Raw genomic sequence first — 12806 nt, 5'->3', positions numbered from 1 at the left:
CCTTTCGTCTTCCTCCTCACGATAGGCGCGTTCAGACCCCGAGGCCGTCCATGGCCCGGCGTCTAGGCTGGGTCGGTGCCGTCCGAATCGATTCGCGCACTGTGGCAGGGCAGGGCACTCGCCCTGGTGGGCATCGTGCTGTACGCGTTCGCGCTGCGCGTGGCCGTGGCATCCCTGTCTCCCGTGATCGACCACATCACCGCCGATTTCCCGATGTCGCCCGGCGTGATCGGCCTCATCGGCACCGCGCCCCCCGTCTGCTACGCGATATTCGGGCTGCTGACTCCGCAGCTCGAGCGTCGGTTCGGCCTCGAGCGGCTCGCGCTCGTCGCGACCGCCGTCGTCGCCGTCGGGCTCGTGGTGCGGATGCTCGCGTGGGATTCGGTGTCGCTGCTGCTCGCGACGACCCTGATCTTCGCCGCGGTCGGCGTCGGCAATGTCACGCTCCCTCCGCTGGTGAAGACGTACTTCCCCGATCGCATCGGGCTCATGACGACCGTCTACACGACGACGATGGCGATCGCGACGTTCGTACCTCCGCTGGTCGCGGTGCCCGTCGCCGACTCAGCCGGCTGGCGCATCTCGCTGGGGATGTGGGCGGTCTTCGCCGTCGCCGGCATCGTGCCGTGGATCGCTCTGCTGGTCCGGCGCGGTGCGGCGACAGCGGGCGACGCTGAGACGGACGCCGTCGAGGTGCCGAATCCCCGTGTATTCGGCAGGATGTGGCGCCTTCCGCTCGCGTGGGCGACGACCGGTCTCATGGCGGTGTCGAGCATCACCGCGTATTCGTGCTTCGCTTGGCTGCCTACGATCCTCATCGACACGGCCGGTGTCACGCCTGCCACCGCGGGCGCGCTCCTCTCGCTGTTCGCACTGATCGGGCTGCCCTGCTCCCTGATCGTGCCGATGCTCGTCGCGCGCTACCGGCTCGTGCGACCGCTCGTCGCTCTGGCCGTCGCCTCTGGCCTGGCCGGTGCTGCGGGGCTGTTGTGGGCCCTGGCAACCGCGACGTGGCTGTGGGTCGTGCTGATCGGAACGGTGCCGCTGCTGTTCCCGCTGGTGCTGGTTCTGCTGAGCCTGCGCACACGCACGCACGAGGCGTCCGTAGCTCTCAGCGGCTTCACGCAGAGCTTCGGCTATGCGATCGCGGCGATCTTCCCGGTCTCGTTCGGGATCCTCCACAGCGCTACCGGATCGTGGAGCGCGCCGCTGATCCTGCTGATGCTCGTCTTCGCCTCAGCGATTCCGAGCGGCATCGTCATCTCGCGGCCGCGCACCGTCGAAGACGAGTGGGAGCGCAGGTACGGCGCGTGGTGAGTCAGCGAGGCGGGCGAGCGTCGCGAAGGGCTCAGGCCTTTTCGTCCTCGAGCTCGTCTTCGTACTCGTCGGACCACTTGTCGACGTAGAGGTCGCCGTCACCCGTGGGGTGCAGTTCGCGCTCCAGTGCGCCGTAGTTCACGGTCGGACTGTACGACTTGAGTTCACGGGCGATCTTGGTGTGCTTTGCCTTTTGACGGCCACGACCCATGCGAGACCCCCTCATTTCTGAGATGCGGGCTCTGCATGCCCGCCGCATTCACGAAAACCGGCCCGAAGCCGGTAAGAGTAGAATTCAGGATATCACGGAGCATCCCCGCGACCGGTTGCGCGGGTGCCGATGCAGAAGGGCCGTTGCAGGCATGTCGCAAGAGGCATCCATCCCGCTCGATGGTGAGCAGACTCCCGCTCCCGACCCGGCGCACGGCGCGGTGATCGTCGGCGTCATCCCCGATCAGCCCACTCGGGTTCTCAAGGAAGCGGCGCGCTATGCGCGGCTGCTCGGCGCGCCGCTCCTCGTCGTCTACGTCGACGTGACGCGGTTCGTGACGTACGAAGACCCCGACGGCTACGTGCACGCAACGCCGATCGACGTCACCCTCGCGGTCGGCGAGGGCGAGTTCTCCGACGTGAAGGCGGCCGCTGCTGCCGTGCTCGATGGGCACGGCATCGACTGGAGCGCCCGTCAGCTGATCGGCGACCCGGCGCTGGCCATCAAGCATCTTGCCGATGAGATCGACGCGAAGCTGCTCGTCGTGGGCACCCGCAGGCGGGGTCTCGGCGAATCCATCCGCGAGTTCTTCACCGGCGCGGTCGCGGCGCGGCTCGCGCACCGGCAGCCGCGGCCGATCCTGGTCGTTCCGCTCGGCGAGCCGGTGCCAGACGATCAAGACATCTGGCCCGACCAGGTCTGAGCCGCCGCGCACCCGCAATGCACCCTCGCCGAGGGTGCATTGCGCTCGCCCAGGGTGCATTGCGAACGCCGAGGGTGCATTGCGAACGCCGAGGGTGCATTGCGAACGCCGAGGGTGCATTGCGGGGGAGGTTCAGCCGCGGAGCGCCCGCGTGAGCTCGCGACCCGCGGTGTCGAGCGCCGTTGTCAGGGAATCGACCACGGATGCCTCCAGCACACCGCCGCGCGCGACGTACGTGCGCATGTCGGCTCGCACGCGGGCACGGAACTCGCTCACCGCCGTATCGGCACGCGAGAGTTGCTCGCGGCTGGCGATGCGCGGCGACTCGTCCTCCGAGCCGCTCTGGGGGGTGTTCGCGTGCTCCTCGCGCGACGCCGCCGCCAGATCGGCCCGCAGGCTCTTCATGGCATCGCGCACGCTGCCGCGCACTTCATCGGCGATGAGTCGGATGCTGTCGGTCAGCCCGGCTTCGATTCCTTCGAGGTCGCCGCTGCGCGAGGCCACCTCGGCGCGCCCGGCATCGGTGATCTCGTAGACGGTCTTGCGGCCGTCGACGGTCTTGGTGACCAGACCCTCTTCTTCGAGCTTCGCCAAACGCGGATAGATCGTGCCCGCACTCGGCGTGTAAGTGCCGCCCGTGCGATCCGACAGCGCCGTCATGATGTCGTAGCCGTGCCGCGGCCCCTCGTCGAGCAGGCTCAGCAGGTACAGGCGCAGGTCGCCGTGCGAGAAGACGGGGCTCACGACCGCTCCTCCGTGCCGAATCCGCTCGCGAAGCCGGCGCCGAAGTCGCCGGATTCGACGTGCTCGCCCTGGGGAGCGGCACCCACGGCCGGATCGCCCACGGCCAGCTCGACGCGGTCGGCGGATGCAGCTTCCACTCCTCGACGCAGCACCGTGACGTCGCCCGACACCGAGTTCGCGCGCACATCGACGAACGAGCCGCTGAGCTCGCCCACCGACCCGGAGAAGTTCGTGGTCGGGCCGCCGGAGGTGCGCGTGCGCACGACGCCGTCGACCTGCACGCGCCCGCTCACACTGCGCATGACGTAGTTGGCCGGGTGCCCCTCATCGAGCCGGATCGTGATGTTGCCGCTCACCGTGTTCAGAGCGACGGAGCTGACCGGTCCGGTCGAATCGACGAGCATGGCGCCCGAGACGGTGTCGATCGTCGCCTTGCGCAGCTCGCCGGTCACAGCGACATCGCCCGACACCGAGTTCGCGCTCAGGCCACCGACGACCTGGCGCGCCTGGACGTCGCCCGAGACCGCGTTGACGCTGAGGTCGCCGATGAGCCCGTCGACGATGATGTCGCCCGAGACGGTGTTGAGCTTCGCGTCGTTGCGGATGCCCGAGACCAGGGCGCTCGCGCTGACCACACCGAGCGTGAGGGCTACCGCACGGGGAACGGCCACGCTGATCTCGGCCTTCGGGCCGCCCGAGCCGAAGTTGCGGAACACCTCGAGGAAGTTGTCCCACCGCAGCTGCGGGTGGTCGATCTCGACCACGTCGCCGGTCACCTCGATCCGAAGATCTTTGATCGTGACGCCGTGCACCTCGATGCGCGCGCCCGGCTCGTCGTGGGCGATGACGTCGATCTGTCCGCCGATGAGGCCGACCTTGAGCTTGCGCACGTCTTCGATGTCGATGACGCGCGTCTCGCCCGGGTGGATGATCCACTTCTCAAGGGTCATGACTGCTCCTGTCGCTAGAGGTCTACTCGCGATATATCGCGTATGAAGAGACTAACACGATATATCGCGAGTTTGTCAACGATGAGTCGGATGCTGGTACTTGACCTTGACGCAGCGTCAACGTTTAGCGTGGTGGACGACAGGGAGGAGCCCGATGGACTGGTCCATCCAAGAAGTTGCGAGGCTCGCCGGCACGACGAGCCGCACGCTGCGGCACTACGACGACATCGGCCTGCTCGCCCCGTCCGGCATCGGGGCGAACGGATATCGCCGCTACGACGGCGAGGCGCTGGTGAGACTGCAGCGGATCCTGCTGCTGCGCGAGCTCGGCCTCGGGCTGCCGCAGATCGCCGACGTGCTCGATCGTGAGACCACCCAGGAGGACGCCCTGACCAGCCATCTCGCGTGGCTGCATCAGGAGAACGACAGGCTGGCGCGCCAGATCGCGTCGGTCGAATCGACCATGGAGGCATTGAGAGGAGGTGAACGACTCATGGCAGAGAACATGTTCGACGGCTTCGACCACACCCGGTACAAGGGGGAGGTGCAGGAGCGCTGGGGGAAGGATGCGTACGCCCGGAGCGATGCGTGGTGGCGCGACATGTCCGCCGACGAGAAGGAGGCGTGGCAGCAGCGTGTCACCGACCTCCACGCCGCCTGGCGTGACGCGGCCGAGCGCGGTATCGCGCCCGACGCCGTCGAGGCGCAAGCGCTCGCGAAGCGGCACGTGGACTGGCTGACCGGCATCCCCGGGACGCCGGCATCCGTCCCCGGTGGTGACGTGAAGGCCTACGTCATCGGCCTCGGCGAGATGTATGTCGCCGACCCGCGCTTCGGCGCCAACTACGGCGGCGAGACGGGTGCGACCTTCGTCCGCGACGCACTCCGCGCCTACGCCGGCGCGAACCTCTAGGTGAAAGACAGAAGGATGCCGCGGCCCGAACGGGCCGCGGCATCCTTCTGCGTGTATGGGGGGCTACGCGCGGTTACGTCCGCTGATCACGCGGAACAGGAACGCGATGAGCGCAATGACCCCGACGATGAGGGCGACCCACAGCAGCCAGTTGAGCGCGGAGCTGAGACCGCCGACGATCGCGAGGACGATTGCGACGACGATGATGATGATCAGGGCAATGTTCATGGGAGGATCTCCTTCTCCAAAGCCGCGTACAAGGGGGTTTTGCACGCGGGCGCCTCGTGGGCACGCAAGGACTGTGCCACTGCCCGAGGCGTGGGGGTATGGGCTTGACGACGTGACGCGCACGGTGCTATCCGGCGGATCGGGGATACCCGCCTCGATCGCCGCTGTCAAGACCGCTACGGCCGAGGCGATCCGGTTCTAACGTCGGCGGTGCGCCGCACCCGGCGCGGAGGGAGGAGCATCATGCCCAAGGGGAAAGGGTCACGCGGACGAGGGTCGAACAGCCTGAAGAATCCCGACCTCTACGAAGAGCTGCGTGACCAGGGCGACTCGAAGGAGAAGGCGGCGCGCATCTCGAACGCGGTCGCCCGTGACGGGAGCAAGGCCGTCGGAAAGCGCGGCGGCACGTCGGGCGACTACGACGACTGGACGGTGCCCAAGCTCCGCGCTCGCGCGAAAGAGCTCGGTATCACCGGATACTCCGGCAAGAAGAAGTCCGAGCTCATCTCGATGCTCCGTAATCATTAGCGGATGCCGCGCCTCAGACGGGTCGTCCCGTTCATCGACCCCGGGTACACCCGTGTCAGGGTCGGCAAAGATGTGCGCTTCGTGACCCCGCGGGGGCGGGAGGCGCCCAAGAAGGACCGGGAGCGCATCCGCGCCCTGGTCATCCCTCCCGCGTGGTCGCAGGTGTGGATCAGCGCCCGCCCGGACGGTCACATCCAGGTCGTCGGCACCGATGCTGCGGGGCGCAAGCAGTACCTCTACCACCCGCAATGGAGCGCGCGCCGCGACAAGGGCAAGTTCGCCCGCGCTCTCGCTCTCGCCGAGGCGCTCCCCCGTGCCCGCGCCCGGGTGACGCAAGACCTCCGGTCGGAAGGGCTCACCCGCCGGCGGGTGCTCGCGGTCGCCTTCCGGCTGCTCGATCAGGCGGCGCCGCGAGTCGGCTCGACCGCCTACCTGAAGGCCAACGGAAGCCGCGGACTCTCGACGCTGCAACGACGGGATGCCTCGGTAGAAGGATCGGTCGTCACCCTCTCGTTCCCCGCCAAGAGCGGCAAGCGGGCGCTTCTGAAGGTCGACGACGCCGATCTTGCCGCCGCCGTCGGCGAACTGGTCGGCGGGCGCCCGGGTGCCCCGCTTCTCTCGCCTCGGCGTGGACGCAAGCGCGTCGCGCTGAGCGCGGGTGACATCAACGAGTACCTCCGGACCGTGACGGGCGGCGCGTTCACGGCGAAGGACTTCCGGACGCTCAGAGGCACGGTGCTCGCCGCCGAGGCGCTCGCACGGATCGGGCCGGTCGATTCGAAGAAGGATCGCGCCCGCGCCGAGGTGCTCGCCGTGGCCGCCACAGCCCAGGGCCTCGGCAACACCCCGGCGGTCGCCCGCAGCTCGTACATCGACCCGCGGGTCTTCCAGCGCTACCGCGAAGGACGGATGCTGTCGCTCGACGGATCGCGCGACAACGCGATCCGCGCGTTGCTCGCCGGCGCCGGCCCGCGGTGATCGAGTAGCGAGCTTGCGAGCCCGCCTGCGGTGATCGAGTAGCGAGCGTGCGAGCCCCCTGCGGTGATCGAGTAGCGAGCTTGCGAGCGTATCGAGATCTCCGCCGGGGACCGCGCTACGAGGGCTAACGTGTAGCCGTGACTTCGACCCCCGTGTTCTCGTGGCGCATCCTGGGACTCGTCGTTCTCGGCGGCATGCTCGGAGTCGCCGCCCGCGCGGCACTCGTGTGGCCGATCGACATCGCCGCCGTTCCCGTCGTCACCGCGGCGATCAACATCGTGGGCGCGTGCGCGCTGGGCGTCGTCGTCGGAGTGCTCGGGACGCAGCATCCCTCCGCGCGTGCGTTCCTCGGCACCGGCATCCTCGGCGGCTTCACGACGTACTCCGCGTTCGCCGTGCAGGTCGCGACCCTGGCCCCGACCGCCCCCTGGCTCGCCGCACTGCTCGGGGCCTTCTCGCTCGTCGCGGGCATCGCGGCTGCCGGTCTCGGACTGTGGGTCGGACGCAGGCTCGCCCACCGCTCCGCCGCCGACGATGCGCCGGAGGAGGCGGAATGAGCCCGCTCACGTTCCTGCTCGCCGTGGTCGCCGGCGGTGTGGGTGCCGGGCTCCGGTATGCGGTCGATGTCGGGGTGGCGTCGATCGCGCGAGGACGCTTCCCATGGGGCATCTTCGTCGTGAACGTCTCGGGTTCGCTCGCCCTGGGGCTCTTGACGGGGGCGGCACCGGCATCCGAACTCTCCTGGATCTTCGGCGTCGGCCTCTTGGGCGGCTACACGACCTTCTCGACCGTCGCCGTGGAGACGTGGCTCCTCGGCGAGAAGCGCGACGCGCGCGTGTTCTGGGCCAATGAGCTCGGCACCGCGATCGCGTGCATCATCGCCGCCGGAATCGGGGTCGCCGCGACCACCGCGCTGCGCATGGGATGACAGCAAAAGGTCAGGAATGACCATGGGATACTGGCATCCGATACATCTCCGTATCCGCGCCGGACCGTCCCTGTTCGCGCGACTCTGCAGCTCTCCGCCCAGAAGGCCGATCCGTGTCCAATCTTGCCGTCCTGAGCCTGCGCAACCGCGCTCTCATCGCCCTCGTCACGATCGTGGTCGCGATCTTCGGCGGAATCGCCCTGACGAGCCTCAAGCAGGAGCTCATCCCGTCGATCGAGTTCCCCCAGCTCGCGATCGTCTCGACCTACCCCGGTGCCTCGCCCGAGGTCGTCTCCAACGATGTGTCGACGCCCATCGAGAATGCGATCCAGGGTGTGGCGGGGCTCGAGTCCAGCAGCTCGACGAGCACGACGAACGCCTCGATCGTGCAGGTCTCCTTCGTCTACGGCACCGATCTCGCGACCGCCGAGCAGAAGCTCACTCAGGCGATCAACCGCATCAAATCCACGCTGCCCAGCGGCGTGGAGCCCAACGTCATCTCGGCGAGTTTCGATGACTTCCCCGTCATCCAGGTCGCCGTCACCGGCTATACGGATCAGGCGGCGATCCAGCAGCAGCTGGAGAACTCCGCCATCCCGGACCTGAAGGAAGTCGACGGTGTCAACGACGCCCAGATCGTCGGCGGCCAGGGCTCACGGGTGACGATCACGCCGGATCCGGCGAAGCTCGCGGCCGCCGGTTACACCCAGAAGGCGATCACCGACGCGCTCGATCAGAACGGCGTGCTCTTCCCGGGCGGGAGCATCACCGAGAACGACCAGACCCTCACGGTGCAGACCGGTCTGAAGATCACGAGCATCGACGAGCTGGCGGCGCTTCCGCTCGTGCCGTCGACCCCCGCGCAGTTCGCGGCCGGGACGACGACGATCGCCTCGGTCGCGACCGTCGCGGAAGCCACCGATCCGGTGACCACCATCTCGCGGGTCGACGGCGAACCCGCCCTGACCATCGCGATCACGAAGCTGCCCTCCGCCAATACGGTCGACGTCTCCAAGGGCGTGACCGCCGCGCTCCCCGGGATCGAAGACTCCCTCGGCGGAGCCACCTTCACCGTCGTATTCGACCAGGCTCCCTACATCCAGCAGTCGATCGATTCGCTCGCTCAGGAGGGGCTGCTCGGCCTGCTGTTCGCGGTCATCATCATCCTGATCTTCCTGGGCTCGGTGCGCTCGACGCTCGTGACGGCGATCTCGATTCCCACGAGCGTGCTCATCACCTTCATCGGCATCCAGGCGTTCGGATACTCGCTGAACATCCTGACGCTCGGGGCGCTCACGATCGCGATCGGACGAGTGGTGGATGACTCGATCGTCGTGATCGAGAACATCAAACGCCACTATGTCGGCAAGGCCGACAAGATGGCCTCGATCCTGCGCGCCGTCAAGGAAGTGGCATCCGCGGTCACCGCGTCGACGATCACGACCGTCGCGGTGTTCCTCCCGATCGCGTTCGTCGGCGATGTGACCGGCGAGCTGTTCCGGCCGTTCGCGCTCACCGTGACGATCGCGATGGTCGCCTCGCTGTTCGTCGCCCTCACGATCGTGCCGGTGCTGGCCTACTGGTTCCTGCGCCCCGGCAAGCCGCTGCTCGACGCCGACGGCAACGAGATCGACCCCGAGTCTGCGGCGGCCCCGCCCACCCGCCTGCAGCGCGGGTACCTCCCGATCCTGCACTGGACGCTCAAGCACTCGTGGGTGACGCTGCTCCTCGCGGTGCTGGTGCTCGCCGGCACCGTGGCCGTGGCTCCGCTCATGAAGACCAACTTCCTCGGTGACTCGGGGCAGAACACGTTCACCATGACGCAGGACATCGGCCCCGCGCCGAGCCTGGACGCCGAAGACCAGGCCTCGCAGCAGGTCGAAGACGTGCTGCTCGGCATCGACGGTATCAAGACCGTCCAGGTGTCGATCGGCTCGAGTGGGTCGGCGCTGCGCGACGCGTTCTCCGGCGGCGGCTCGGGCATCACGTACTCGATCTCGACCGACTCCGGTGTCGATCAGGTCGCCCTGCGCGAAGAGGTGCAGACCGCCGTCGGCGAGCTGCAGAACGCGGGCACCTTCACGGTCGCGGGCGGCGGTGGCGGGTTCGGGTCGACCGACGTCGCGGTGGATGTCACCGCCCCCGATCAGACGACTCTCCAGACGGCGACGGATGCTGTCGTCACATCCGTCACCGGACAGCCGGGCATCGGACAGGTCACGAGCAACCTCGCGGCATCCCTGCCGTACATCGCCGTGGAGGTCGACCGCGACAAGGCGGCCTCGCTCGGCTTGTCGGAGGTCACCGTGGGCGCGCTCGTGTCGAACACGATGCAGCCGAAGCAGATCGGCACCGTCGAGATCAACGGCACGGGACTCACCGTGTATCTCGCGGCCTCGCAGACCCCGGCGACGATCGATCAGCTCAAGCAGCTGACCGTCCCGTCGGCGACCGGACCGATCGAGCTGCAGACCATCGCGAACGTCACGCAGAGCGAAGGCCCGACGACGATCACGACCCAGCGCGGCGAGCGCACGTCGACCGTGACAGTGACCCCCGCGACCGACAACCTGAACGAGGCGTCGGCCTCGGTCAACGCCGCGCTGAAGACGGTAGAACTGCCCACCGGCGCGAGCGCCTCCGTCGGCGGAGTCGTGACCAGCCAGCAGGACGCGTTCCAGCAGCTCGGACTCGCGCTGCTGGCGGCGATCCTGATCGTCTACATCGTGATGGTCGCGACCTTCAAGTCACTCCGCCAGCCGCTGCTGCTGCTCATCTCGGTGCCGTTCGCCGCGACCGGCGCGATCCTGTTGCAGATCATCACGGGCGTGCCCCTCGGTGTCGCATCGCTGATCGGCGTCCTGATGCTGATCGGCATCGTCGTGACGAACGCGATCGTGCTCGTCGACCTCGTGAATCAGTACCGGATCAAGGGGATGACCGCTCACGATGCGGTGGTCGCCGGAGGTTCCCGCCGACTCCGCCCCATCCTGATGACGGCCCTCGCCACGATCTTCGCCCTCACCCCGATGGCGCTGGGCATCACCGGGCATGGCGGGTTCATCTCGCAGCCGCTCGCGATCGTCGTGATCGGCGGCCTGATCTCATCGACGATCCTCACGCTCGTCGTGCTGCCGACGCTCTACAACCTCGTCGAAGGTGCGCGCGAGCGCAGGCGCGCGCGGAAGGGTCAGACGGATGCCGGTGGCTCGGCACGAGTCCGAGAGCCCGAGCTCGCTCTGGCCGGCACTGCCGGCGCCGGAGGATTCGAGACGCGTCGTGAGCGCCGCGAGCGCGAGGCGGGCGAGGCTCCTGCCGCCGAGGCTCCCGGTGATGAGGCGCCTGTCGAGCCGGTGGATCCGTCCGAGCCGGTCGACTCGTCAGATCCCGACGAGCCGCATCGATCCGAAGACTGAGGTCAGTCGCTGGGTCCGGCGTGTTGACGCGCCGGGCCGGCAGCTGTCGTGCGCACACGGCGCACCAGCCGGCGGGGAGCCATGCTGCGCTGAGCCGTCTCGATGACGTAGGGCGCTGCATCCGGAGCGAAGTTCCGAACGGGCTGCGCGCCGGCGGAATACGTCCAGGGAAGTGAAGAACGGCCGAGCACCGTCGGACACCCGACATTGTCGCGCGCCCAGAGGATTCCCTCGTGAGCCGAGACGAACGTGAACTGACGGTCGGCGGTGCGCAGCTGTGCTCGACGCTGCGTGGATGCCCGACGTCGGCGTGAAGGCGCGATGTGCGGAGTCGCAGGGCGCGGAGCAGCAGGGCGCGGAGCGGCGAGCTCGGCACGAGCGTGATTGGTTTCATGCCGACCGAGGCATGCGACGAACAAGAGCACCCAAGTGAACATGACTGCGAAGCCGAGAAGCTCGTAGAAGGCGAGGTTGATGATGCCCATGACCATCGAGACTCCGCCGCCGACGAGCAGGACGATCGCGGGGAAGGTGATCGCGGCGAGCGCGCGGCCGAGTCCCCGAAGCAACGACGGCACGACGATCAGGATCGCGAGGAACGAGAAGACCATGCCCTGTGCGCCACGGTCGTGGATGAAGGTCACGGTGTTCACTGGGACGCCGCCGACGAAGGCGAGGTGCAGGCCGAGCGAACCGAACAGGGTCGAGACGACCCGCGGTGAGCCGCGCCACGAACCCGAGCGCGCGACGTGCTTGATCAGTTCGTGGCGGAAATAGCGCGCAAAGGCGACGATGGAGGCGCCGGTGAGGATGAGAGTGCCGTTGAAGACGTAGCTCGAGAACGCCTCGAACGTGCCCAGCTCGCTGAAGTGCAGCTGCCACCAGAGGGGGTCGGGGGTGGTGAGCATCGCGATGAGGATGCCGATCATGATGAAGATCATGATCGCGGCGACCCGGTGAGTGGGGCTCGCGCGGGCGAGCTGCTTCTGCGTGGCCGCGCGTCGTGCGCTCTGGCTCGAAAGGACGCTGCGCACCCTCGTGCCGGCACGCGACAGGTCGATCGTCGTCGGCGAGGGGGTCAGAATTTCAAGTATGGTCATGTAGGGCCCGCTGGATTCGCTTCGGAGAGCAACCCAACCGAGGGCCCCAGGACGTCGCCGCCATTCCCACGGTCGGGAGCGCATTTCGGCAGCCGTTCCCAGTCGACTCGTTGGGCTGATCGTACCCTGGCAACGTTACTAGGCGTAAACCCCTGGAAGCTGAAAACAAAACCCGGGTCGGTTTGCTGCTCTCAGCGTCGGCGCAGGCGAGTGCGCTAGCCTGAAGCCAGTCGGCTCTGGACACCGCGATGGATCGCGGATGGGTTTGTGAGTCCAAGGGGCCGATGGTGGGGATGAATCCATCCCGACGACCATCCAGTGAATGGCCCCCGGCCGACAGTGTCCGGGTTACTCCCGCTTCTGCCTGAAGAAGCACGCCGCGCGAGCGCGGCAGCAGTTCCGCATGTCGCGGAGCGCTCTGGAGTGCTGTTCTCGCATCGAGACAACCCAGGAAGACACGAAATGCCCAAGAGCAAGAAGCCCGCCGGAGGACGACCGGCCAAGAACTTCGAGCCGCGCTACGGCGAGAAGAAGACCTCGTTCCAGGATCGTCAGCACCGCCCGGCGACCGGAGCACCCAAGGCCGGCAGCCGGAGCGCAGGCCACCGCGGATTCCGCGCGCCCGAAGAAGGCGCCGCGGCGCCGAAGGCGCGCTGGAGCGCCACACAGCGAGCCGGCCGCGACGAATCGCGCAGCATCCGCTCGTCGCGTGACGAACGCCCCTACTCGGACCGCCCGGCGCGTTCGAACGACTCGCGTCCTGCCCGTTCGTACGACAGCCGCCCCCCGC

Annotated in this window: 13 protein-coding genes and 1 pseudogene; 9 read left to right on the top strand and 5 right to left on the bottom strand. The window is 67.9% G+C overall.

The window, feature by feature from the left end:
- Positions 1–75 precede the first annotated feature (75 nt).
- On the top strand, positions 76–1317 hold the full coding sequence (locus tag ACFE6Z_RS15595; protein WP_375386621.1) for an MFS transporter: 1242 nt from the start codon (positions 76–78) through the stop codon (positions 1315–1317).
- 31 nt (positions 1318–1348) lie between these two features.
- Here ACFE6Z_RS15595 and ACFE6Z_RS15590 read toward each other — a convergent pair whose 3' ends face one another.
- Complete coding sequence (locus ACFE6Z_RS15590; protein WP_375386620.1) at positions 1349–1528, bottom strand: DUF3073 domain-containing protein; 180 nt, start codon at positions 1526–1528, stop codon at positions 1349–1351.
- A 151-nt stretch (positions 1529–1679) separates the two neighbouring features.
- On the opposite strand from ACFE6Z_RS15590, the gene ACFE6Z_RS15585 reads away from it, so the two are divergent.
- Positions 1680–2231: a universal stress protein gene (locus ACFE6Z_RS15585; protein WP_375386619.1), complete on the top strand. Its 552-nt coding sequence runs from the start codon at positions 1680–1682 to the stop codon at positions 2229–2231.
- A 132-nt stretch (positions 2232–2363) separates the two neighbouring features.
- Here the strand turns inward: ACFE6Z_RS15585 and ACFE6Z_RS15580 are convergent, their stop codons facing one another.
- Positions 2364–2975 carry a PadR family transcriptional regulator gene (locus tag ACFE6Z_RS15580; protein ID WP_375386618.1) on the bottom strand — a complete coding sequence of 204 codons (612 nt, stop codon included), beginning with the start codon at positions 2973–2975 and terminating at the stop codon, positions 2364–2366.
- Positions 2972–3925: a DUF4097 family beta strand repeat-containing protein gene (locus ACFE6Z_RS15575; protein WP_375386617.1), complete on the bottom strand. Its 954-nt coding sequence runs from the start codon at positions 3923–3925 to the stop codon at positions 2972–2974. The genes ACFE6Z_RS15580 and ACFE6Z_RS15575 overlap by 4 nt, the downstream gene beginning before the upstream one ends.
- Positions 3926–4079: 154 nt before the next feature.
- Between ACFE6Z_RS15575 and ACFE6Z_RS15570 the strand changes: the two genes are divergently transcribed.
- Positions 4080–4838: a MerR family transcriptional regulator gene (locus ACFE6Z_RS15570; RefSeq protein WP_375386616.1), complete on the top strand. Its 759-nt coding sequence runs from the start codon at positions 4080–4082 to the stop codon at positions 4836–4838.
- Between the two features lie 63 nt (positions 4839–4901).
- On the opposite strand, the gene ACFE6Z_RS15565 is transcribed toward ACFE6Z_RS15570, so the two are convergent.
- A complete protein-coding gene (locus ACFE6Z_RS15565; RefSeq protein WP_375386615.1) occupies positions 4902–5066 on the bottom strand; it encodes a hypothetical protein in 165 nt (54 codons plus the stop codon).
- Between the two features lie 243 nt (positions 5067–5309).
- On the opposite strand from ACFE6Z_RS15565, the gene ACFE6Z_RS15560 reads away from it, so the two are divergent.
- The 5 genes from ACFE6Z_RS15560 to ACFE6Z_RS15540 all read left to right on the top strand — a co-directional run bounded on the left by ACFE6Z_RS15560 (position 5310) and on the right by ACFE6Z_RS15540 (position 10916).
- Positions 5310–5594, top strand: coding sequence for a Rho termination factor N-terminal domain-containing protein (locus ACFE6Z_RS15560; protein WP_375386614.1), 285 nt, complete (start codon positions 5310–5312; stop codon positions 5592–5594).
- A gap of 3 nt (positions 5595–5597) precedes the next feature.
- Positions 5598–6572, top strand: a complete 975-nt coding sequence (locus tag ACFE6Z_RS15555) for a DNA topoisomerase IB (RefSeq protein ID WP_375386613.1) — start codon at positions 5598–5600, stop codon at positions 6570–6572.
- 137 nt (positions 6573–6709) lie between these two features.
- Entirely contained in the window at positions 6710–7129 is a 420-nt protein-coding gene (locus tag ACFE6Z_RS15550) for a fluoride efflux transporter FluC (protein WP_375386612.1), read from the top strand.
- A complete protein-coding gene (locus tag ACFE6Z_RS15545) occupies positions 7126–7500 on the top strand; it encodes a fluoride efflux transporter FluC (protein ID WP_375386611.1) in 375 nt (124 codons plus the stop codon). The genes ACFE6Z_RS15550 and ACFE6Z_RS15545 overlap by 4 nt, the downstream gene beginning before the upstream one ends.
- Positions 7501–7613: 113 nt before the next feature.
- Positions 7614–10916 carry an efflux RND transporter permease subunit gene (locus tag ACFE6Z_RS15540; RefSeq protein ID WP_375386610.1) on the top strand — a complete coding sequence of 1101 codons (3303 nt, stop codon included), beginning with the start codon at positions 7614–7616 and terminating at the stop codon, positions 10914–10916.
- Positions 10917–10918: 2 nt separating this feature from the next.
- On the opposite strand, the gene ACFE6Z_RS15535 is transcribed toward ACFE6Z_RS15540, so the two are convergent.
- A complete protein-coding gene (locus ACFE6Z_RS15535; protein ID WP_375386609.1) occupies positions 10919–12016 on the bottom strand; it encodes a DUF998 domain-containing protein in 1098 nt (365 codons plus the stop codon).
- A 462-nt stretch (positions 12017–12478) separates the two neighbouring features.
- Here ACFE6Z_RS15535 and ACFE6Z_RS15530 point away from each other — a divergent pair.
- Positions 12479–12806, top strand: a pseudogene (locus ACFE6Z_RS15530) (ATP-dependent helicase); the annotation flags it as partial.

Origin of the sequence: uncultured Microbacterium sp. (assembly GCF_964244775.1) — a bacterium.
In the GTDB taxonomy this organism is placed as follows: Bacteria; Actinomycetota; Actinomycetes; order Actinomycetales; family Microbacteriaceae; genus Microbacterium.
Note: the sequence above shows the minus strand (reverse complement) of the source record. Positions and strands in the feature narration are given on the sequence as shown.

Bases quoted from the DNA above. Each gene is read 5' to 3' on its own strand.
- ACFE6Z_RS15545 (WP_375386611.1), top strand. From the start codon at position 7,126: ATGAGCCCGCTCACGTTCCTGCTCGCCGTGGTCGCCGGCGGTGTGGGT.
- ACFE6Z_RS15535 (WP_375386609.1), bottom strand. From the start codon at position 12,016: ATGACCATACTTGAAATTCTGACCCCCTCGCCGACGACGATCGACCTG.
- ACFE6Z_RS15570 (WP_375386616.1), top strand. From the start codon at position 4,080: ATGGACTGGTCCATCCAAGAAGTTGCGAGGCTCGCCGGCACGACGAGC.
- ACFE6Z_RS15555 (WP_375386613.1), top strand. From the start codon at position 5,598: ATGCCGCGCCTCAGACGGGTCGTCCCGTTCATCGACCCCGGGTACACC.
- ACFE6Z_RS15585 (WP_375386619.1), top strand. From the start codon at position 1,680: ATGTCGCAAGAGGCATCCATCCCGCTCGATGGTGAGCAGACTCCCGCT.
- ACFE6Z_RS15575 (WP_375386617.1), bottom strand. From the start codon at position 3,925: ATGACCCTTGAGAAGTGGATCATCCACCCGGGCGAGACGCGCGTCATC.
- ACFE6Z_RS15565 (WP_375386615.1), bottom strand. From the start codon at position 5,066: ATGAACATTGCCCTGATCATCATCATCGTCGTCGCAATCGTCCTCGCG.
- ACFE6Z_RS15590 (WP_375386620.1), bottom strand. From the start codon at position 1,528: ATGGGTCGTGGCCGTCAAAAGGCAAAGCACACCAAGATCGCCCGTGAA.
- ACFE6Z_RS15560 (WP_375386614.1), top strand. From the start codon at position 5,310: ATGCCCAAGGGGAAAGGGTCACGCGGACGAGGGTCGAACAGCCTGAAG.